Annotated in this window: 14 protein-coding genes and 2 pseudogenes; 3 read left to right on the forward strand and 13 right to left on the reverse strand. The window is 58.5% G+C overall.

The window, feature by feature from the left end:
• Positions 1-208: 208 nt before the first annotated feature.
• A complete protein-coding gene (locus ACVWZU_RS07255) occupies positions 209-1,795 on the reverse strand; it encodes an NAD(P)H-quinone oxidoreductase subunit 4 (RefSeq protein WP_457444121.1) in 1,587 nt (528 codons plus the stop codon).
• Positions 1,796-2,051: 256 nt separating this feature from the next.
• Positions 2,052-3,053, reverse strand: a complete 1,002-nt coding sequence (gene pdhA, locus ACVWZU_RS07260; RefSeq protein WP_414409499.1) for a pyruvate dehydrogenase (acetyl-transferring) E1 component subunit alpha — start codon at positions 3,051-3,053, stop codon at positions 2,052-2,054.
• 326 nt (positions 3,054-3,379) lie between these two features.
• Here pdhA and ACVWZU_RS07265 point away from each other — a divergent pair, with 326 nt between their 5' ends.
• Positions 3,380-4,192, forward strand: coding sequence for a phosphatidate cytidylyltransferase (locus ACVWZU_RS07265; protein ID WP_457444123.1), 813 nt, complete (start codon positions 3,380-3,382; stop codon positions 4,190-4,192).
• 61 nt (positions 4,193-4,253) lie between these two features.
• Here ACVWZU_RS07265 and ACVWZU_RS07270 read toward each other — a convergent pair whose 3' ends face one another.
• Positions 4,254-4,904, reverse strand: coding sequence for a hypothetical protein (locus tag ACVWZU_RS07270; RefSeq protein ID WP_457444125.1), 651 nt, complete (start codon positions 4,902-4,904; stop codon positions 4,254-4,256).
• A gap of 166 nt (positions 4,905-5,070) precedes the next feature.
• On the opposite strand from ACVWZU_RS07270, the gene ACVWZU_RS07275 reads away from it, so the two are divergent.
• Positions 5,071-7,809, forward strand: a complete 2,739-nt coding sequence (locus ACVWZU_RS07275) for a valine--tRNA ligase (RefSeq protein ID WP_457444127.1) — start codon at positions 5,071-5,073, stop codon at positions 7,807-7,809.
• Between the two features lie 246 nt (positions 7,810-8,055).
• On the forward strand, positions 8,056-8,355 hold the full coding sequence (locus ACVWZU_RS07280) for an RNA recognition motif domain-containing protein (protein WP_457394815.1): 300 nt from the start codon (positions 8,056-8,058) through the stop codon (positions 8,353-8,355).
• Between the two features lie 205 nt (positions 8,356-8,560).
• On the opposite strand, the gene cobN is transcribed toward ACVWZU_RS07280, so the two are convergent.
• The 10 genes and pseudogenes from cobN to ACVWZU_RS07330 form a co-directional block, all read right to left on the reverse strand.
• A complete protein-coding gene (cobN, locus tag ACVWZU_RS07285; RefSeq protein ID WP_457444129.1) occupies positions 8,561-10,777 on the reverse strand; it encodes a cobaltochelatase subunit CobN in 2,217 nt (738 codons plus the stop codon).
• 301 nt (positions 10,778-11,078) lie between these two features.
• Positions 11,079-11,262 (reverse strand): annotated as a pseudogene (locus tag ACVWZU_RS07290) (hypothetical protein); the annotation flags it as partial.
• Positions 11,263-11,507: 245 nt separating this feature from the next.
• Positions 11,508-12,263, reverse strand: a pseudogene (locus ACVWZU_RS07295) (gamma-glutamyl-gamma-aminobutyrate hydrolase family protein).
• A gap of 167 nt (positions 12,264-12,430) precedes the next feature.
• On the reverse strand, positions 12,431-13,495 hold the full coding sequence (locus tag ACVWZU_RS07300; RefSeq protein ID WP_011431976.1) for an ABC transporter permease: 1,065 nt from the start codon (positions 13,493-13,495) through the stop codon (positions 12,431-12,433).
• A gap of 43 nt (positions 13,496-13,538) precedes the next feature.
• Entirely contained in the window at positions 13,539-15,293 is a 1,755-nt protein-coding gene (locus tag ACVWZU_RS07305; protein ID WP_457444131.1) for an ArnT family glycosyltransferase, read from the reverse strand.
• Between the two features lie 148 nt (positions 15,294-15,441).
• The gene (locus ACVWZU_RS07310; RefSeq protein ID WP_457415353.1) at positions 15,442-15,696 is read right to left on the reverse strand and encodes a hypothetical protein; all 255 of its coding nucleotides are present in this window, start codon (positions 15,694-15,696) and stop codon (positions 15,442-15,444) included.
• 22 nt (positions 15,697-15,718) lie between these two features.
• Entirely contained in the window at positions 15,719-16,246 is a 528-nt protein-coding gene (locus ACVWZU_RS07315) for a DUF2254 family protein (RefSeq protein ID WP_457406701.1), read from the reverse strand.
• Positions 16,247-16,273: 27 nt separating this feature from the next.
• The gene (gene ftsY / locus ACVWZU_RS07320; RefSeq protein ID WP_457444134.1) at positions 16,274-17,782 is read right to left on the reverse strand and encodes a signal recognition particle-docking protein FtsY; all 1,509 of its coding nucleotides are present in this window, start codon (positions 17,780-17,782) and stop codon (positions 16,274-16,276) included.
• Between the two features lie 103 nt (positions 17,783-17,885).
• Positions 17,886-18,713, reverse strand: a complete 828-nt coding sequence (locus tag ACVWZU_RS07325) for an LmeA family phospholipid-binding protein (protein WP_457444144.1) — start codon at positions 18,711-18,713, stop codon at positions 17,886-17,888.
• Positions 18,714-18,781: 68 nt separating this feature from the next.
• On the reverse strand, positions 18,782-19,195 hold the full coding sequence (locus tag ACVWZU_RS07330; protein ID WP_457444136.1) for a hypothetical protein: 414 nt from the start codon (positions 19,193-19,195) through the stop codon (positions 18,782-18,784).
• Positions 19,196-19,614 lie beyond the last annotated feature (419 nt).

Below are 19,614 nucleotides of genomic sequence, written 5' to 3' on the forward strand. Positions count from 1 at the left end.
CAGCCCAAGAACAATCAACCGCCAGAAAATCCCAGCCCAGGAACATCCTCGATCCGAAATCCAACCTTAAAACTTAAAAGAAGCTTAAAAAACAAAAGAAAAAAGAAGAGCCGCAAGTTGAGTCGGGCCACTCCTCCGACAGCAGCTCTTCTGGATAGGGAAGGAATAGAGAAAGACCGATAAAAAGAAAGCGAGTCTCGACCCCCTTTCAATCTTCCAGGGGCAGAGCGGCCACCTGGGCCGGTTGCACTGGCGAAGGGAAGAAAGGCCGTTGCACAATTTCAGTGGCCAACACACTGCGCAACTGGGCAGCTACCGCCACCGTTGTGACATCGTAGGTTTGGGTAGCCAGGCGTGGGTAGAAGCCAATGCCGAGGATCGGCAACAGCAGACAGAGGGCCACCGCCATTTCCCGCGGGCGCATATCCCCCAGGTAATCTTCCAAAACTAGGCCGGGATCCTGAGCCCCGTAGAACACCTGACGCAGCATGGAGAGCAAGTAAATGGGCGTCAAAATGATACCCACTGCCGCCAGCAGGGCAATTCCAGCTTTGAAGGTCGGCGCATAGGCATCGCTGGTGGTCAAGCCCAAGAACACCGTCAGCTCACCCACAAATCCGCTCATCCCCGGCAGCGCCAGAGAGGCCAGGGATCCCGCTGTAAACAGGGCAAAAGCCTTCGGCATCTGCTTGGCCAACCCTCCCAACTTGTCGAGGGCAAGGGTGTGGGTGCGCTCGTAGGTGATCCCCGTCAGGAAGAACAGAACCGCGGCAATCAGACCGTGGGAGATCATCTGCAGCACTGCCCCATTGATGCCCAGCTCCGTGAAGGCGGAGATCCCGATCAACACAAAGCCCATGTGGGCGATGGATGAATAGGCCAAGCGCCGCTTGAGATGGTTCTGACCGAAGGCGGCCAACGCCCCGTAGATGATGTTCACCACACCCAACACCGCCAGCACCGGGGCGAAGTACACGTGGGCTTCCGACAACATGCCCACATTCATGCGGATCAGGCCATAGCCACCCATCTTGAGCAGAACCCCCGCCAAGATCATGGAAATGGGAGCAGAGGCTTCGCTGTGGGCATCCGGCAGCCAGGTGTGCAGCGGAAAAATCGGCAGCTTCACCCCAAAGGCAATCAGCAAAGCCGCATACACCAACAGCTCCAAGGCCACCGGGTAAGACTTAGCGCTCAGCTCTGCCATCTCCAGGCTAAAGCCCTCGCCATAGAAGGCCATTGCCAGGGATCCCACCAAGATAAAAATGGAGGCGGCGGCGGTGTAGAGGATGAACTTGGTGGCGGCGTACTGGCGCTTCGGCCCACCCCAGATGGAGATGAGCAGATAGACCGGCACCAGCTCGATCTCCCACATCAGGAAGAAAAGGAGCATGTCCTGCGCCAGAAACACGCCCACCTGGGCACCGTACATCAGCAGCAGCAAGAAGAAAAACAAACGCGGCTTATGGGTGAGATTCCAAGCCGCCACAATCGACAGGGTTGTGATCAAACCCGACAGCAACACCAGCGGGAAGGAGAGGCCGTCCACCGCCAGCGACCAGTGGAATCCAATTTGGGGCACCCAGGCGTAGCGCTCCGCCAGTTGCAGAGAAAAGTCCTGCAGGTCATAGTGCCGCGCAAAGACATAGACCATCAGGCCCAAATCAAAAGCCCCCACAGCGAGGGCATACCAACGCACCCAACGGCTCTGGGGGATCAAGGGGATCCCGAAGGCTGCCAGCAGAGGCAAGAGCACCAGCACCGACAGCCAGGGAAACTCAAGAGAATTGCTCATGACCGGGAATAAATACTCATGCTCGATACCTCAATGATATGAAGCTGTGTAAACAAATGGGAAGCGATATTTACAAAAAAATCTGCGCCATCGCGCAGATCTCGAGAAAGTTTCTCTGATGCCGATCCTCGAGGAGCCTCGAGGGATCCAGCAGGACAGCACTCCGCCAGGTGGATGGGCCACCCGAGTTGGCCAGAGAACCTTGTGGGGATCCCCCGGCAAGCGACTCCCCCGCTACCGGGGAAGTGGCCAGGATCTACTCGTCTTCGGCAAAGACAAAACGGTGCAGCTCGTCCAGGGTTGGCTCTGGGCTTTCCAGAGCAAAAAGAACCGCGTCCTCAATCACGGCGCTGACCTCCGCGTGGATGGCTTGGAAGTCTGCCTCGGACATTAGGTTGTGCTCCAGGGCATAGCGTTCCAGTTGTTTAATGGGATCCCGCTGCCGCCAGAACTCTTTTTCCTCAGGACTGCGCAGCTCGTCAGGGTCGGCAAGGGAATGGCCCCGAAAACGATAGGTGATGCACTCTAGCAAGGTGGGGCCTTCTCCGGCGCGGGCGCGGGCGATGGCCTGTTGGGCCGCCTCTCGCACCGCCAGCACATCCATCCCATCCACCTGGTAGCCGGGCATGCCAAAAGCCGGGCCCTTGCGGTAGATATCGGTGTCGGAAGTGGAGCGCTCATGGGCCATGCCAATGGCCCAGAAGTTATTTTCCACCACATAGATGATGGGCAACTTCCAGAGGGCAGCCATGTTGAGGCACTCGTAAAACTGGCCGTTGTTGCAGGCTCCATCCCCGAAGAAGCAGGCGGTTACCTGGTCAGTGCCCCGGTATTTGGCAGAAAAAGCAGCCCCCGTCGCCACCGGGATCCCTTCGGCCACGAAGGCATAGCCCCCCAAGAAATTGTGCTCCGCCGAGAAGAGGTGCATGGAACCACCCCGACCCTTGCTGCAGCCGGTGGCCTTGCCGAACAACTCTGCCATGACCGCCCGCGGCGGGATCCCGGTGCTGAGAGCATGCACATGATCGCGGTAGGTGCTGCACACGTAGTCGGTGGGCTTGAGCGCCTTGATCACCCCCGTAGAGACGGCCTCCTGGCCGTTGTACAGATGCACAAAGCCGAACATCTTGCCCTTGTAGTACATTTCGGCGCACTTGTCTTCAAACAGGCGGCCCAGCACCATGTCTTCATAGAGAAGACGAGCCTCTTCGGCAGAAATGCGAGCAGTCGTGGAGCGCGAAGTGAGTTCTTGAACCATGCTGCGGTGCAACGAATCAGAGGTATCTTAGGCGGTCAGCAGTGAGCTTTGCGGTTTGCCCATTATCTCATGCTCCAGTCTGTCTGCCACCTTACCTGGAAATCCCATCCTGCAGGGCCGAAAGCGGTTGTTTCGAGGCCAAGGGAGTTAAACTGAAAGGCTAGGGCAAGAGGCGTTTCCATTGCAGCAGCCGCATCAGGACTCCGTCCCGCAAACGCGAATCTTGAACACCAGAGGGGGGGTTTCTTCTGCTCTCGGCTTGGACGTCGATCTGCTGGAGCCGGGGGCAAGAGGTATTTGGCCAGCCAACGTGACGGGGTGCGCCCATGGGAGCCCGTTGGGTTAGCGGTTTTGCGGCGGTGTTGTTTGCGTTGGCGGTCACCCTGCTAGGGGGCTGGTATTTTACTGCAGCCATTGGGCTAATCATTTTTTTGGCCCAGTTGGAGTTTTTTCGCTTGGTGCAAGCCAAAGGCAATGCGCCGGCCATGCGCACCACCATGTTTTCCAGCCAGGTGCTGGTGATTTTGCAGCAGGTGAGGCCGGAGTGGACCAGCCCTGCCTTTATCGTGGCGGGATCGATCATCTGTTTTTATTTGCTCTTTAAGCCCAAGGTGGCCACCATTGCCGATATTGCCACCTCAATTTTGGGACTGTTTTACTGTGCTCTGCTGCCCAGTTTTTGGATTCGGGTCAGGGCTTTGTCTTTATCCAAGGGCATTGGCGAAGGGCTATGGATTACGCTGTTGGCCATTGGCTGCGTGATCGCCGCAGATGTAGGGGCCTACCTGTGTGGTCGGGCCTTTGGGCGCACCAAGCTCTCCATCCTCAGCCCGAAGAAAACGGTGGAAGGGGCAGTAGCCGGCATTGCCGCCAGCATGGCCCTGGCCGTGGCCGGAGCCCACGCCCTGAGCTGGCCCTGGAGCTGGCTGAGCGGCAGCGTGTTGGGGTTTTTGATCGGGTTGACCAGCCTGCTGGGCGACCTGACCGAATCGCTGATGAAGCGAGATGCCGGCGTCAAAGATTCCGGGGATCTGATCCCGGGCCACGGTGGCATCTTGGATCGGGGAGACAGCTATGTGTTCACCGCGCCACTGGTGTTTTACTTCATGGAATGGCTCAACGCTTACTCTGGCCTCTAGGGCCGTTTCGTAAGCCTGCCAAAACCCAAGAACGCACACCAGTTACAGGTGCAGGGGATCCTCAATTCAAAATGGCTTGGCAGTCGGGACTCTCTAAAAACACCTCTCGCGAAATGGAGTCTCCAAAGTATCCTAGAGGTGTGGTCACTATTATTGGCTGCTTCAGGCGAAACTCAGTCTCGTCGTAAACCACCAGTTGGCTGATACCGAAAATGGGATCTGCCGCCACCTGGAGAATACGGGCCTTCCGCTGGATAACTTGGGGGGTCTCTACCTCCAGTTCAGAAGGGGTCAGGGGGCGATCCAAACCGAAGAATAGCCGTCCACTTCGACCCACATACACATAAATCTTCTCTGAGTCATCGAACTTCTCTGTACCCACAAAGCAAAAGCTATAGGTGGTGTATGGGATGAAATACAGGCCTACCAACTGGGATTGGCTATTAGACTGAGAGGGGGTTCGCTCGAGGAGGTGCGAAAGCAACAAATCTGCTAACAACTGGGTCGCGGATTGGTTATCAGACTGAGAGTAGGTGTAGGAACCCAAACTCAAGCAAGCCTCAAAACCTGCCAAAGAGTCTAGATGAGGTACCCCCTGACAAATCAGGACGTCACCATCTAAGCTCTCCTGGTCCTGTTGCGCCAAGGCAGGGATCCCAGGGGATAGAGCCATCAGGGCCATCAGTACCGTTGCCGTCAATGATCTGGACATAACGCAGTACCCAAACGCTGAGGACAGCAGTACCCTAGCTCGAAATCCCTCTCTGGCTGTGTGATCGGGGTCAAGACCAACGGGCCACTCTACCCCGAAGGGCAAGGGGTTAGACTGCTACTCTATAAAGTGATTTATCCTTCTCAGCCGTTGGCCTGTTCTCCCCATGACTGCTGCAATTTCCTCCGCCAACCTGCCCAGCCAGTACAACCCCTTCGAGACCGAGCCGAAGTGGCAGCGCTTTTGGGAAGAGAAGGGCTTTTACGTGGCGGATCCCAAGGCGCCGGGAGAGGCCTTTAGCATGGTGCTGCCCCCGCCCAATGTGACGGGCAACCTGCACATGGGCCATGCTTTTGCCTTTACCCTGCCGGATGTGGTGACGCGCTACAAGCGCATGCGCGGCTACAACGTGCTCTGGCTGCCCGGCACGGATCATGCCAGCATCGCCGTGCACACCATCCTGGAAAACCAACTGCGCCAAGAGGGCAAGACCCGCTTCGATCTGGGCCGCGAGGCTTTTCTGGAGCGAGCTTGGGCTTGGAAGGAGCAGTCGCAGGGAGCTATCAAGAGCCAATTGCGGCGGCTGGGTCTCTCGCTGGACTGGACGCGGGATCGCTTTACCCTCGACGAGGGGCTGAGCCGGGCGGTAACCGAGGCGTTTGTGCGGCTATACGAGGCGGGGTTGATTTACCGGGGCGAGTATTTGGTGAACTGGTGCCCGGCCACCCAGTCGGCGGTGTCAGACATTGAGCTAGACGACAAAGAGGTCAAGGGCCACCTGTGGCATTTTCGCTATCCCTTGGCCGAGGATCCCAGCCAGTATCTGGTGGTGGCCACCACTCGGCCCGAGACCATGCTGGGGGATACGGCGGTGGCGGTGAACCCCCAAGACGAGCGCTATTGCCATCTCATCGGCCAGTTCATTCGCCTGCCCATTAAAAATCGCCTCATCCCCATCATTGCGGATGAGTATGTGGATCCCTCCTTTGGCTCCGGGTGTGTGAAAATTACCCCGGCCCACGACCCCAACGACTTTGAAATCGGCAAACGGCACCGATTGCCCTTCATCAACATCCTCAATAAAGACGGCACCCTCAACGAAAACGGGGATCCTTTCACCGGCCTAGATCGCTTTGTGGCCCGAGAAAAGGTGGTGCAGTGGTTTGCCGAACATGGCCTGCTGGAGAAGGTGGAGGACTACACCCACACCGTTCCCCACAGCGACCGCGGCGGCGTGCCCATCGAGCCTTTGCTTTCCATTCAGTGGTTTTGCGATGTCTCGGGGATGGGGGCTCGCTGTTTGGAAGAGGAATACCAACGAAATAGCCCCCGCTTTATCCCTGAGCGCTGGACCAAAGTCTACACGGGCTGGCTGGAAAAGCTGCGCCCCTGGTGCATTTCTCGGCAGTTGTGGTGGGGCCATCAGATCCCAGCTTGGTATCCAGTCCTCAATGGCCAGCTTCTCGAGGATCCCCAAGCTTTTGTGGTGGCCCGCAACGGCGAGGAAGCGCTGCTCAAGGCACGGGAAAAGTTTGGCCCAGAAGTTGAGCGGGTAGAGCAGGATCCGGATGTGCTGGATACCTGGTTTAGCTCTGCTCTGTGGCCCTTTTCAACCCTGGGCTGGCCGGAAGAGACCGAGGATTTCAAACGCTACTATCCCAACTCCCTGATGTCCACGGGCTTTGACATCATTTTCTTCTGGGTGGCCCGCATGGCCATGATGGGATCCCAATTTACCGGCCAGATCCCCTTCAAAGACGTGTACATCAATGGCCTGGTGCGGGATGAGCACGGGGCGAAAATGTCCAAAACCAAGGGAAATGGCATCGATCCCCTGGAGCTGCTGGACAAATACGGCACCGACGCCCTGCGCTATGCCCTGGTCAAAGAGGTGGTGGGGGCAGGGCAGGATATCCGCCTGGCCTACGACCGCAAGACGGGGGAGAGCGCCAGCGTAGAGGCCGCCCGCAACTTTGCCAACAAGATCTGGAACGCCTCCCGCTTTGTGTTGATGAACTTGGAGGGGCAAACCCCTGCCCAGCTGGGATCCCCTGCCCCCGAAGCGCTGGAGCTGGCCGATCGCTGGATCCTGTCGCGGCTGCACTCCACAGCCACCCAAGTCATCGCCGAGCTGGAAGCCTATGGCCTGGGCGAGGGGGCGCGCCTGCTCTACTCTCTCATTTGGGATGACTTTTGCGACTGGTACATCGAGCTGGTCAAGCCCCGGCTGCGGGGAGAAAACTTGGCTTCCAAGCGCACAGCGCAGCAGGTGCTGGCCATCGTTTTGGAAACCATTCTCAAACTGCTGCACCCCTGGATGCCCCACATCACCGAGGAGATCTGGCAGCTGCTCACCCAGGCCAACCAAACCACCTCTATCTCCGTGCAGCCCTATCCCACCCCAGATCCCAGTTGGATCGACCCTCAACTGGAGCGGGAGTTTGGCTTGGTGATCCAAACCATTACCAGCCTGCGCAACCTGCGGGCAGAAACCGGCCTCAAGCCCCAGCAGACCATCAGGGCCCTTTTGCTCACTACCGATCCCGCCGAGCAGCGGATCCTGACGGCTGCCCAAGCTTATATCCGGGATCTGGTTAAGGCCGAGGCTTTGGAGATTACGGGATCCCTGGCCACGGAGCCCAAACAGGTGGCAGCTGCAGTGGTGGGCACGGTGCAGGTGCTGATGCCCTTGGCAGGACTGGTGGATGTGGAAGCGCTGCGGGCCAAACTGCAAAAAGACCTGGCCAAACTGGAAAAAGAGGCCCAAGGGATCCGCGCTCGCCTAGAGAACCCCAATTTTCTCAACCGGGCCAACCCTGAGGTGGTGCAAGCCAGTCAGGAGCAACTGGCAGAGCTGGAAGCCCAGATGAGGTTACTGGGATCCAGGCTGGAGAAGCTGGGCTGAGGTGGCGTCAGCGCAGGTAGGGCAGCGGAGTGTTTGGGCCGGGCCAGTTGGGGTGTGAAGGCAATGTCCCCAGAATTTCGCGAAATCGAAGTGGTGAACCCCTGCTTCTGTGTTAGGATAGAAGCTGAGATTGTTATCGGTTGTAGTGCTCGTTTCTTCTGGTCTTGACGGATTTTCACGTTTTGTATTGGCAGACGGCTCTCCGAACATCTCACCCTTTGTTACTCTCTCTTTCGGAGATCGTCTATGTCGATTTATGTTGGCAACCTTTCCTTTAAGGTGACAGAAGCGGATTTGACCGCTGTTTTTGCTGAGTACGGTTCTGTGAAGCGGGTGCAGATCCCCACTGACCGTGAGACAGGCCGCATTCGAGGCTTCGGGTTTGTGGAAATGAGCTCTGAAGCAGAGGAGCAGGCTGCCATTGCTGCGCTGGATGGGGCGGAATGGATGGGGCGCGACCTCAAGGTGAACAAAGCTCGTCCCCGGGAAGAACGCCCTGCTTTCGGTGGTGGTGAGCGGCGGCGGAGTTTTCAATCTCGCTATTGAAACGCCTGCTGAGGCTTCCCGGTAGCTGGCCAGGGGGCACCTAGGCGCGAGCCGGTCTTGGGCTACGATTCCGGGATCCAGCTGTTTCTCTAGCCTGCTTCCATTGTTCCAACAGAGGAGTTGATGAGGGATCCCGATCAACTCCTCTTACTCTTAAGATTCTTCCTTGCTCCCTGAGAGAGGAAAATAAAACGCTTGGCTTGGGTTACGGCGAGTTCGGGGATCCCTCTGGCCAAGGATCTGTCAGGTCGGCGGTCAAGGGATCCCAGTCCCATCCCCAATCGCGGGCAATGGCCTGAGTAATCCCCAGTTGTCCGTGGCCGGGGTAGCGGGCCAGCGCTACCACCAGATCAACAAGCTGCTCACCGGCAGGGATCCGGCCAAAGATGTGCAGCCCATCGCGAATCTGGGATTCTTTTAGCTCGCAAAGATAGCCATCCAGGCGATTCCAATCTTCTTCTTTTTCCAGGTTGAACTGTTGGTCTAGATGCTCGGCTCGAACCAGCTCCTGAATCTGGGCGCGAATCAGCGGGCAGCGGCCTGGATCCATCTGTTGGGCCTGCACGTACTCATCCATCAACCGTTCCAAGTCCGCCAGGGGGCCGTACAGCTCGGCGCGGGTAAGGGGCGGGGTGAGGTGGTCGATAATCACTGCCTGGGCTCGCCGCTTGGCCTGGGATCCCTCTCCCGGATCGTTGACAATGAAGGGGTAGAAGTGGGGCAGCGGCCCCAGGGCCATCTCCGGGTAGCAGGTGGCGGAAAGGGCGGATCCCTTGCCGGGCAGCCATTCCAGGTTGCCGTGCTTGCCCACATGCACCACCGCTTGAACGGCGAAGACCTGCCGCAGCCACAGGTAAAAAGCCAGGTACTCGTGGGGGGGCACCAGATCCGGGGCGTGGTAGTTCAAGGACGGATCCCGGTCATAGCCTCGCGGGGGCTGAATGCCTACAAACACCTGCCCTAACTGCAGTCCCACCACGGGAATATCTCGAGAGGGCGGATCCCCCCACTGCCGGACGAGGTCGGTCTGGATGGGCTCAGGCAAGCGGGCAAACCACTCTCGATAAAGGGCAGCAGAAAGCCATTGGCGAGCGGGGCGCAGGGATCCCAGCGGGTCATAGGTTTGGCCCTGGGTGAGCCAGCGGATGAGCTCATCTCCTGTCTGCGGCAGGGGCCCCACCCGGTAGCTGGATTCCGCCAGGACCTTGAGAATCTCCACGCAGCTTGCCGGTGTATCCAACCCTACCCCATTGGCCAGCCGCCCGTCCCGGCTGGGGTAGTTGGCCAAAATCAGAGCCAGACGGCGCTGGTTGGCAGGGGTGCGCCGCAGTTTCACCCAGTTGGCCGCCAAATCGGCTACAAACTCCACCCGATCCGGCACAGCCGCATAGGCCACCACCTCCGTTTGCAAGTGGGGATCCCGCTGTTGAACCGCCTTGAAGGAAACGGCGCGGCTGATGATGCGCCCATCCACCTCCGGCAAAGCCACATTCATGGCCAGATCCCGCGCTCCCAGTCCTCGCGTGGAGTCCTCCCAGCTCTGGCGGGATCCGCTGCTAAGGATTACCTGCAAAACGGGCACATCCAATTCCTGCCACAGGCTTACATCGGGCTGGTGGCTGTCCAACCGCGCCAGCGAAAAACTGGTGGTGTTGAGCAACAGGTCAATCTGGCTGCCAAAGTGATCCCGAATGGCCTGGGGCAAGTCGGGATCTTGAAGGCTGTAGGTGTAAAGGCACAGAGGCTGCAGCCCCCGCTCCACCAAGGCTTTTGCCAATTGATCCACCGGCTCTATGTTCCCCGCCAGAACATGGGCTCGGTAGAGCAAAATCCCCACCTTGGGAGCTTGGGGATCCGTCGGCGAGGCTACGGGAGGTTGGTAGATCCCAAGACGAGGCAACCCTTGTGGATCCGGCGCCGAATATTGGCCCCCTAGGAACTCCCTAGCCAGCAACAGCAGACAGGCAGCCACATTCTCCGCTCCCCCCTCCAGCCAGTACCGCCACACCCGATCCGCCACCGCCAGGGGCACAGTGGAATGGCTCACCAAATCCCAGTCGGGGCGATCGTCCCCAGGAATGACGATTAGGGTGGATCCCTCCTCGGCGGCCACCTGCTTGGCTACCTCCAGGCCATAGCTCCAGTAGGCCCTTCCCCCCAACAGGCGGATCAAGATTAGCCGGGCCTGCCGCAGCACCTTCTCGGCGTAGTCATCCAGGCTGAGGGGCTGTTGCAACTGCAGCAGATTAGCTGCCCGTATGGCCGGAAAGTCTTGGGGCAAAAGACGGATGGCCGCGCTCAAAGCCGTCAGGTCCGTATCGGCTGCCGAAAGGATAACGATGGGAGCGGGATCCTGCTCCAAGAAAATGACGCCGGATTGGGAAGGATCCCATCCCCCTGGCAAAGCAGCTATTCGGTGCATGGCCGCTCTCCCAAGAGAAGGAAGCTCAGGCTTAGCGACTGTACTTGAAGCACAGAAGCACCCCAGCTCCCAGCGCTCAACTGGTCAGGAAGGGCTCCCGTAGTGGTTCCCGCTACCCAAGCATTGCCCTGTCCAAAGTGCTCCGCACCGCTGGCGCGATCGACAGCAATAGAGTCAGCCACCTCATTCGCAGGAGTTCCGAACTGGCAAGCCCACTCGATTGAATGCGAACCGTAGGCTGATACATTTACGCTGAACACTGCTGTTCGCTTGCGTGGCGTAGCCACACATCGCTGTTCAACTATGCAGCGATAGCATTCTGTTTGTTTCCAAACAGAATGGCGGTATCCCGCAAAGCTTTGAGTAGAATACCCAAAGCGCAGTTTCCATGTCGTCTTACTACCAATTTTCTGCTTTGCTTTGGCTACCATGTTGGCAGACTCGAAAGTAAACAGAAAGATCAACTGGTAGTAATCCGTACTGAACATATTATACATTATTTTCAGTATAGTTGAGCTTATTATTGACTAGAGTCATGCTCTCAGAAGAATTGAACTGGCAAAAAAAGTTAAAGCACTTGCGAAAACTACCCTGCCCACCCTTTTTTTCATATCCTTCAAGTCCCCCCTTGCCGACTAGGGCAGCACCGCCTAGAGCCTAGCATGGGGCAGCTTTCTGCTGGCTACTGGGGTGTTGAGCTGCCGCAGAGGGATCCCGCCCTGGCAAAGCCTCAGCCTAACGAGCGTATTTGAGTACCAAGACATCTTTCATGCCCGCAAGGACTCCGTCCCGCTGACGCGAAAGGACTCCGTCCCGCTACCGCGTTCGCGTTAGCGTCGCGTAGCGACAACAGCTCATCTCGAGAACGGGCAGCCAAACGCCAACCTGAGGGCACATCGCGGATGGCCTGATGGTGCCAAGAGACCACAGAGATTTCTTCTGCGCCCTGGTGTAGCCGTGTGGAGCGGATCAGGCTGACATTGTGGCGTTCGCGTTAGCGTCGCGTAGCGACAATGGGCTTGCGAAAGGACTCCGTCCCGCTACCGCGATCAGCGGGGTTGAAGTGATCCAGCTTGTCGTACACATCAGGCACATGGGGGATCAGCTTGCCGCCACTCACCACATTCAGCAACTGCATCCCTCGACAAATGCCCAAAACAGGGATCCCTTGCGTCATTACTGCTTCAGCCAAGGCCACCTCAAATCGATCTCGCTCCGAGTTGACATAGCGCACCTGGGGATGTTGCGGATCTTCTCCGTAGGTGCTGGGGCAGAGGTCGCCGCCACCGGTCAACACCAGGCCATCCACCCAAGACAGCAAAACCTGGGGCTCGCTTTCGCCTGGGGGAAAAAGAACAGGGATCCCTCCGGCAGCACGAATGGCATCCACATAGCGGCCTGGCGCTACAAAGTCTCCCTCGTCATTGCGGTTGCGGGTGGTAACGCCGATGAGCGGTCGATTTGAAAAAGGGGATGTCCGATTCATCCTTCTACGATAACCTTATTTCCCGATGTTGATGGTGCTATGCCTACGGCAGAGGAACCGCACCACTGTCCTGAGCAGAAAAATCCAAAGTTTTCCCCCGCGATAGGAGTTAAATCTCGTTGTTGCGCAACGCTAACGCAAAGGGATCCCAGAAATCGCCGAAGCCATTAACCTTTCCCAAGGAAGTAGCGGCGGCTGATCCCTTGGGCCAGCAAGACGAACAACACCAGGGATCCCTGAATCACGCCGGCCAAAGAAGACTCCAATTGCAAAGAGAGAGGCAGTTGCAAGCTGCCGATGTTAAGACTGCTGAAGAAAAAGGCAATCGGCAAAATCAGCAGGGGGTTAAAGCCTGCCAGCATCACCACCAACAAGGCCAGAAAGCCCAAATTGCTGGAGATATTGGGGATGAGGCGATGGAACAGAGCCAACACCTGCAAGGCGCCCGCCAGCCCTGCTAAGCCCCCACAGCAGGCAAATGCCATGAGCAACCTGCGGGTAGCCGGGATCCCCAACCGGAAAGCAGCTACAGGGTTTTTCCCCACCGCCCGCAACTGCAGGCCGAAGCGAGTGTTGCCCACCACCAGCACCGTCAGGGCCAAAGCCAACAGGGCCAGCAGCAACGCCACCGGACTGGCCTCTGACCGCCCCCAGGTGGGCAACCACAGACGGGGATCCAACACTTCCGTCCCGCTCATGGAAGCCACCCCCGGCCTTTTCCAAGGGCCGAAGATCAGGTAGAGCACCCAACCTTGGGCAACAAAATTCAGCCCCAGCCCAGCGAAGATCTCGTTGACCCGCCCCCACACATTCAGGATCCCGGCCAACAGGCCCCAGCCCGCCCCCCCCAGGATCCCGGCCAAAAGCGCCAAGGTAATGGCCAGTGGCGGCGGCAACCATCCCGCTTCCAGACGCACCAGAAACGTGGCCGCAATTGCCCCGACCACCATTTGCCCTTCGATGCCCAAGTTGTAGAGACCGGCAACAAACGTAAACACCAGCCCACAGCAGCAGAGGACAAGGGGAGCCAGCGTTGCCAAAACCCGGCCAAACTGAGCTTCAGTGCCGAAGGCCCCCTGCCACATGCTGGCCGCCACCTGGAGAGGTGAAGCCCCCGCCAGCAGGATCACCCCCGCCACAAATAGCAGCGCTGCCAGCCAAGCCAATCCCTGGATTACCCAGGTACGCTCTAGAGACACCCACGACCGGCCCGATTCCGCTATTCCCGCCATGCTTTAACACTTCCTAGGATTCTTAAACTTAAGATTTTTAAACTCAAAGAGGCTCCCCGCTGCCCTGCTCCAAGAGGGGATCCAAACGGCGCACCAGTTGCCAGCCCTCCACCTCCGCCAGAGGTTGTAACCCCAAATCCCGGATCTCCACCTTTTCTGCCTGCACCGGAGAAACCCAAAGGTAGTCTCCATATTCCCCTCGTTGCAGAGCCTGATCATCCACCCATCTCCCCGGATTAGGGGTATAAAAAGCGATGGCCTGGCCCTGACAGACATCCGGCAAGCCGCTGCGGCCAATATCCACCACCGTCTCCCCAGCCTCTGTCGAGGACTCCGTCCGAATAGCGCGAACGGACGGGGGCAGCATCTGGCTCCAATCCATGCGGGCAAAAGCAGGGCTGAAATTGCCAAAATCAGGCCGCAAGACGATGGTGATCATAGCGAGGATCCCGGCCAACAAGAGGGTTCCCACCCACAGACTGCCGGCACAGCGCAACACCCGCCGCCAACTCCAGATCCCCGGCAGCAAGAGGTACAAAACACCCATCACCACCAGCGGCCAAGCATGAGGCTGTAGGAGCTCCAGACCGTCTACACCTAGCCGGACGGCCACCCCCAAACCCAACAGCAACAGCCCCACCGCTGCCAGTCCCCAAGAGAGCACCTGGGCCAGACGGGGCTTTAAGTGCTCCGCACCGCTGACGCGACCCCGCATAGCCAACGCTTGATCCAAGGCTACCCCGGCCAAGAGAGCCAGCCAAGGGTAAAGCTGCACGGTGTAGTAGGGGGTTTTGGTGGGATAAAGCTGCAACAACAACAGCAGCAGCAGGGGGAAAGACCAGATCAGCAGCGTGGATCCCGGCTGCTGGCGCACCAGGAGAAAGCCACCCACCAAAGCCAAAACCGTCCACGGGAAGCCATGAACGGGAATGTGCCAAAGGTAGTACCAGCCGGTGGCATCCGCATGGAAGGGCTCTTGCCCCAGATCCCACACCTTCCCCACCAGGGTGGTCAGCACCTGTGGGCCATACACCTGCATGGCTGGACCTAGCCAGAGGCCAAAAATCCCCAAGCCCAGCCCAAGCGCCAGCCAAAATGGGGCGGATCCCATCCAGCGGCGCCGTTGCTGCACGAGATAGGGGATCAAAGCCGCCCCCGGCAGCAGGATCATGGCACTTTTCATCAGCAGGCCCAGCCCGAAGGCCACTCCGGTTAGCCAAAACCAAACCCTGTGGCCGCGGATACCGTTGACCAGCCCCAGGATCCCCAGCAGCTCCAGAAAGGTCAAGGGCACATCCTGCCCCACCAGCCGCCCCTGCTGCACCCAGAGGTAGCACAGGGGCAAAACCGCCATCCCCAAAAAGGCCGCCCGCATCGGCAAAAAAAACCACCCAATCCAACCCACCAGGGGAATGGAGAGCAAAGCAGCGAGGATCCCTGGCAGCCGCGCTGCCCACTCGTTTACCCCGTACAGGGCAAAACTGAGGGCCACGCTCCAGGTGAGCAGAGGGGGTTTCTCGAAAAAAGGCTCCCCCAAAAAAGTGGGCCCCAGCCAATGCCCTCCCCGCAGCAGCTCGCGGGCCATTTGGGCATAAAAGCTCTCGTCGCAGCCAGCCAAACTGGGATCCGCCCCCGAGAGCACAAACAGGGGCACCGCCAGGCCCATGACTAGTAGGCTTAGGCCCCAAAAGGGCACTAGGTGCGGGTCGCGGCGAAACTGAACGAAGGAGCTGGATCCCGGCAGGGATCTGCGGCTAGGAGAACTGCCCAGACGGTTGGGGTTGCCGAAAGGACGCATGGGACTCCGTCCCGCTAACGCGATGGGACAAGTCAGCAAGGGGCGGCTCTAACCAGACTAGACAAGGACTCCGTCCCGCTTACGCGATCGGCAGAATTTTTTAGGGAAGCTCCAGAGATCCAGAGGAGCTCTAAGGACTCCGTCCCGCTTACGCGATCAGCTTATCTGCCGGCAAGGTTAAGCCCTGAAACCAGCTAAAAAACTGCAAGGACTCCGTCCCGCTGACGCGATAGGCTGCCAAGCGGACTTGGGTTTTGCGGATCCCACGCAGGGTGGTTTCCTGTTGCTCGCTTAAGGACTCCGTCCCGCTGACGCGAACGGGGTCTTGATCCAGGCGTAACAAGGCTTGCACAATGGCTTCCGTTGTTTCAGAGCCCAGAGCACAGCTCGACTGGGCCAACATTCCCAGATCAAAGCCAAAGGTTTCAGAAAGGACTCCGTGCCGGCTGCAAAAAGTGAAACACGAAGCGAAAGTAGGGGATCAGCATCAAAAACGAAGCTGTGCCCAGCAGCAGATTCAGCCCGACGAGCAGCCCCAGACGTTGTTGCTCCACACCGCCGACGCGAACGTAAAGGCTCAGGGCTGCCGAACTCCACAAACTGACCACATTGGCCAAAATCAGGAAAAAGAAGAGGTAGAAATTGACTTTCTCGCGCAAAAACAGCTCCGTGACCTTTGGCGTGAAGCGATCCGCGCTCAACTGCACCACAATGGCCACCACCGAGAGGGTAAAGCCCAGCACCCCCGACAACACCTGAGCCAAGGTGGTTACAAATTCCTGCAAAGCTTCTGTATCCTGCGTGGATCCCGCCCAGACCAGGTTCAACCCGCTCTGGATCCAGCGATGCCCGCTCCAGGCCCAAAGCAAACCTGCCCCCACCAGCGCGGCACTCCAGGTTAGAAAGCGGGGGCGACGCCCAACAAAGCCTGGATCTGTGTGTCTCTCCTTCACGGTGGCCCTTCTCAGAGAGGGGGTGCCTCAATACTCGCTTAGAAGAGCTTCCACAAACTCGTAGCTGGAAAAAGGCCGCAGATCTTCTAGCCCCTCTCCGGCGCCGATAAAGCGGATGGGTAGGTTCATCTGCTGCGTAATGGCCAGGGCAATCCCCCCCTTGGCGGTGCTATCCAGCTTGGTCAGGATCACGCCGCTCAACTTGGCAGCCTCGGCAAATACCTCGGCTTGGCGCAACCCGTTTTGCCCTTGGGTGGCATCCAGCACCAGAAGGCTTTCTACCTTGGCTTCGGGAGCTTTTTTATCGACGATGCGGCGGATCTTGGCCAGCTCGTCCATCAGGTTTTTCTTGTTTTGCAGACGGCCTGCCGTGTCCACCAACAGCAGCTCTGTGCCCCTGGCCTTGGCGGCTGTGATGGCGTCAAAGACCACTGCTGCCGGATCGGCATTGGGAGAGGGATTGGCGATTACCTCTACCCCTGCTCGCTCTGCCCAAACCTTGAGCTGCTCCACAGCAGCAGCCCGGAAAGTATCAGCAGCAGCAATCAGACAGCGGTATCCAGACTTGCGGGCGACATGGGCAATTTTGCCAATGGTGGTGGTTTTGCCCGCCCCATTCACCCCGACAATCAGCCAAATGTTGAGCGTGTCCCGTTGTGGGGCAAAGGTGGGATTCCCCACCGTCAACATCTGCCGCATCTGCTGCTTGAGGTATTTGACGGCCTCCTCTGGGGGCACCACCTCCTCTCGCATGCGCTTTTGTAGGGCTTGGATGATCTGCTCGGTGGCGTCGATCCCCACATCGGCCTGCAGCAACAGGGCCTCAATTTCTTCCACAGCCTTCTGATCCAGAGGGCCGCGGCCTACCAGGGCTTTCAACTGGTTGATCAGGTTAAGGCGGGTTTTGCCCAAGCCTCGCCGCAGCTTTTGCAGCCAGGAGATTTCCTCAACGGAAATCTCTTCCGGTTTGCGCCCTTGAGCCGCCAAGATCTCGGCTGACCAGCGGAAGCCCTCATCGAAGACCAGCTCTTCCGGCCCCGTCTCTGGAGAGGGAGCAACGGCTGGAGTCACCGGCTCGGGTTTGGGCTCATCCACGGCGCTGGCTTGCAGGGCTTGGAGACGCTCAGCAGCACGGGGAGCCAGATCGAAAAACGAGGGAGCTGCCGCCGGCTGCACAGGGGGCGATTCTGGAGATGCTGGTTCTTGTGTTGGAGTGGAGGACTGGACGGGTTCACGGGGTTCTGCTTGGGCAAGTGGGCCGGATTCCTCAGTCGAGGCCGGTGGCTGTGGCTGGACGGATTCTGCAGGGATCCCTTCCGCTGGCGCAGGTGGGACAGAGTCCTGGGTTGCCGGTGGGGCTTGGGCAGCGGTACGGGCCTTCAGGTTGGCATAGGCGGCTTTGGCAAAAGCCAAATAGTCTTCAGGGGACATCTCCGCCGGTTCTGTGGCTGGCGCGGGGGCTGGTGGCGAAGACTCCGCTTCACCAGAAGAGTCGGTAGAGTCGGTATAGCGGCGGCGAAACCAATCGAAGGCCATAATCCCATCTCCAGCCTGGCTGATCTTTATCCAGTTTGACAGAGCAGCCCCTTTTCTAGAGCGCAGCCTCAAGAAGCTCATCCACGCTCAACAGGGATCCCCGTTAGCGGAACAAAGTCCTTTCCAGCGTCTCCACCCGCACAAACCCAATCACCTGCAATTGGTCAGGCTCTATCTCCAGGCTGAGCACCCGCACCAGAATCCCGCTCTCTTCCAGCTCTTGCAGGTCAAACACCTCATTGAGCCCGCCCAAAAACGCTGCTGAGATCTCATCGGGAACCCGTACAGAACCGATCACAAACTCCGGATTCTCCAGCTTTAGGCTGCGCCCTTCCTCCATGCGGATCCCGGTGTTAAACACCACCTCCACCGCTCGCGTTAGCGGGACGGAGTCCTTTTGCTCAGTACCGCCGTCTTTCTCCACCAAGAGGGCAGAGAGCTGAATGCGGCTGGGATCCAAAAACTCGACGCGGGGCTGACGCAGATCGAAACGGCGAGCTTCCCTTCCCGCTCCCCCAAAAGGCAGATCGGCCCGGAGATCCTGAAACTGGCGGAGCACCTCTGGCATGTTGAGGGCAGCATTCAAGTCCTCTTCTCGCACCACCACCCGCACCGCCGCTTGCAGAGGTCGCGTCAGGCGCAAGGGAGCCCCCTGGAAAAAAGAGGGGTCAATTGCCACCGGATCGGTTTCCAGCTCCAGAAGCTCGATGCGGGGAAAGGGCGCTCGATAGAGCCCGCGACCGGCGATCAGCAGGCGATCCGCTTGGCCATTCAGCAGCCGGTAATTGGGCTGGCTTTGGATGCGCACCTCCAAAACCTCTGCCCGATCCAACTGATCCAACAGAAGCTGCCGCGCCGTCTGATCCGCCAGATAGCCCGCTCCTCCTCCCAAGCCCGCCAACAGCCCCAAGAGAACCGCCAGGATCTGCATGCTCACTGCCCTGCTGTGCCCTAACCTAGGTTAGCAAGGGGATCCCTGGCCCCCCTTGGGGATCTGGGCTAGCGCAGCACCTTGAGAGGGCTGGCCTCAATGGGTCGGTTGCCCATAAAGGTTTTGGCAATTTTCAGGCCATCGGCCATTATCGGCCGATTGAGCGCGGGGTCATGGATGAATTTGGCGCCAGAGGCAACCGTTGGGCGTCCCTCCCCCCAAGTGTCCACGACTTTGAGAGTTGCAGCAGCAACTGGACGTCCGTCGGCATAGTAATCCACCACTTTCAGGGTTGAAGCCCCAACCGGACGGTGGTCAATCTCAATTTCGCTGAACTTGACAGGGCTGGGAAACACGGGCGGGCCGGATTTCTCCTCCAGCAGTACCGGCATCTGAGCAGCCGCAGAGGCCCCATCAGCAGGCAGGGGAGCCAGGTTTAGAGCGTTACCCGTTTGCGTTAGCGGGAGGGCGTCCTTTCCCATAGAAGAAGCCTCTTGCTCTGGAAGCGTGCCGGAATGACCATTTGGAACGGCCATAAGAAACTCCTGAGTTGGTAGAGATAATGAACAAAACAGGACGGGAAAGGGCAGGAAGCTAGATCCAGTGGAGCGCTGCAGAAGAAGGATACCCTTGGCAAGGCTAAAGGTTGGCCTCCCCAAGTTCATCCCCAAGTTCAAATGAGTGAGACTGAATCTCGAATCTAAAAATATTCTAAACCAAAGTTTGGCATGGGATCCGCCGGCTGTGACCCAACGGTTCCTGAGACGATGCCGGCCAGTCGCGTTAGCGTTGCGCAGCTATGACGTCCTGATACATTCACGCTGAACTCTCCTGAACATGGTTCAGGAAAGAAGCGATCGCATCCTGCCTATCTCTGTTCGCGTCAGCGGGACGGAGTCCA

The sequence above is a fragment of the Thermostichus sp. MS-CIW-26 genome (assembly GCF_054059115.1).

What these genes read in the sequence shown, in the direction of transcription:
- ACVWZU_RS07255 (WP_457444121.1), bottom strand. Translation starts at nt 1,795, where the DNA reads ATGAGCAATTCTCTTGAGTTTCCCTGGCTGTCGGTGCTGGTGCTCTTG.
- pdhA (WP_414409499.1), bottom strand. Translation starts at nt 3,053, where the DNA reads ATGGTTCAAGAACTCACTTCGCGCTCCACGACTGCTCGCATTTCTGCC.
- ACVWZU_RS07265 (WP_457444123.1), top strand. Translation starts at nt 3,380, where the DNA reads ATGGGAGCCCGTTGGGTTAGCGGTTTTGCGGCGGTGTTGTTTGCGTTG.
- ACVWZU_RS07270 (WP_457444125.1), bottom strand. Translation starts at nt 4,904, where the DNA reads ATGTCCAGATCATTGACGGCAACGGTACTGATGGCCCTGATGGCTCTA.
- ACVWZU_RS07275 (WP_457444127.1), top strand. Translation starts at nt 5,071, where the DNA reads ATGACTGCTGCAATTTCCTCCGCCAACCTGCCCAGCCAGTACAACCCC.
- ACVWZU_RS07280 (WP_457394815.1), top strand. Translation starts at nt 8,056, where the DNA reads ATGTCGATTTATGTTGGCAACCTTTCCTTTAAGGTGACAGAAGCGGAT.
- cobN (WP_457444129.1), bottom strand. Translation starts at nt 10,777, where the DNA reads ATGCACCGAATAGCTGCTTTGCCAGGGGGATGGGATCCTTCCCAATCC.
- ACVWZU_RS07300 (WP_011431976.1), bottom strand. Translation starts at nt 13,495, where the DNA reads ATGGCGGGAATAGCGGAATCGGGCCGGTCGTGGGTGTCTCTAGAGCGT.
- ACVWZU_RS07305 (WP_457444131.1), bottom strand. Translation starts at nt 15,293, where the DNA reads ATGCGTCCTTTCGGCAACCCCAACCGTCTGGGCAGTTCTCCTAGCCGC.
- ACVWZU_RS07310 (WP_457415353.1), bottom strand. Translation starts at nt 15,696, where the DNA reads ATGTTGGCCCAGTCGAGCTGTGCTCTGGGCTCTGAAACAACGGAAGCC.
- ftsY (WP_457444134.1), bottom strand. Translation starts at nt 17,782, where the DNA reads ATGGCCTTCGATTGGTTTCGCCGCCGCTATACCGACTCTACCGACTCT.
- ACVWZU_RS07325 (WP_457444144.1), bottom strand. Translation starts at nt 18,713, where the DNA reads ATGCAGATCCTGGCGGTTCTCTTGGGGCTGTTGGCGGGCTTGGGAGGA.
- ACVWZU_RS07330 (WP_457444136.1), bottom strand. Translation starts at nt 19,195, where the DNA reads ATGGGAAAGGACGCCCTCCCGCTAACGCAAACGGGTAACGCTCTAAAC.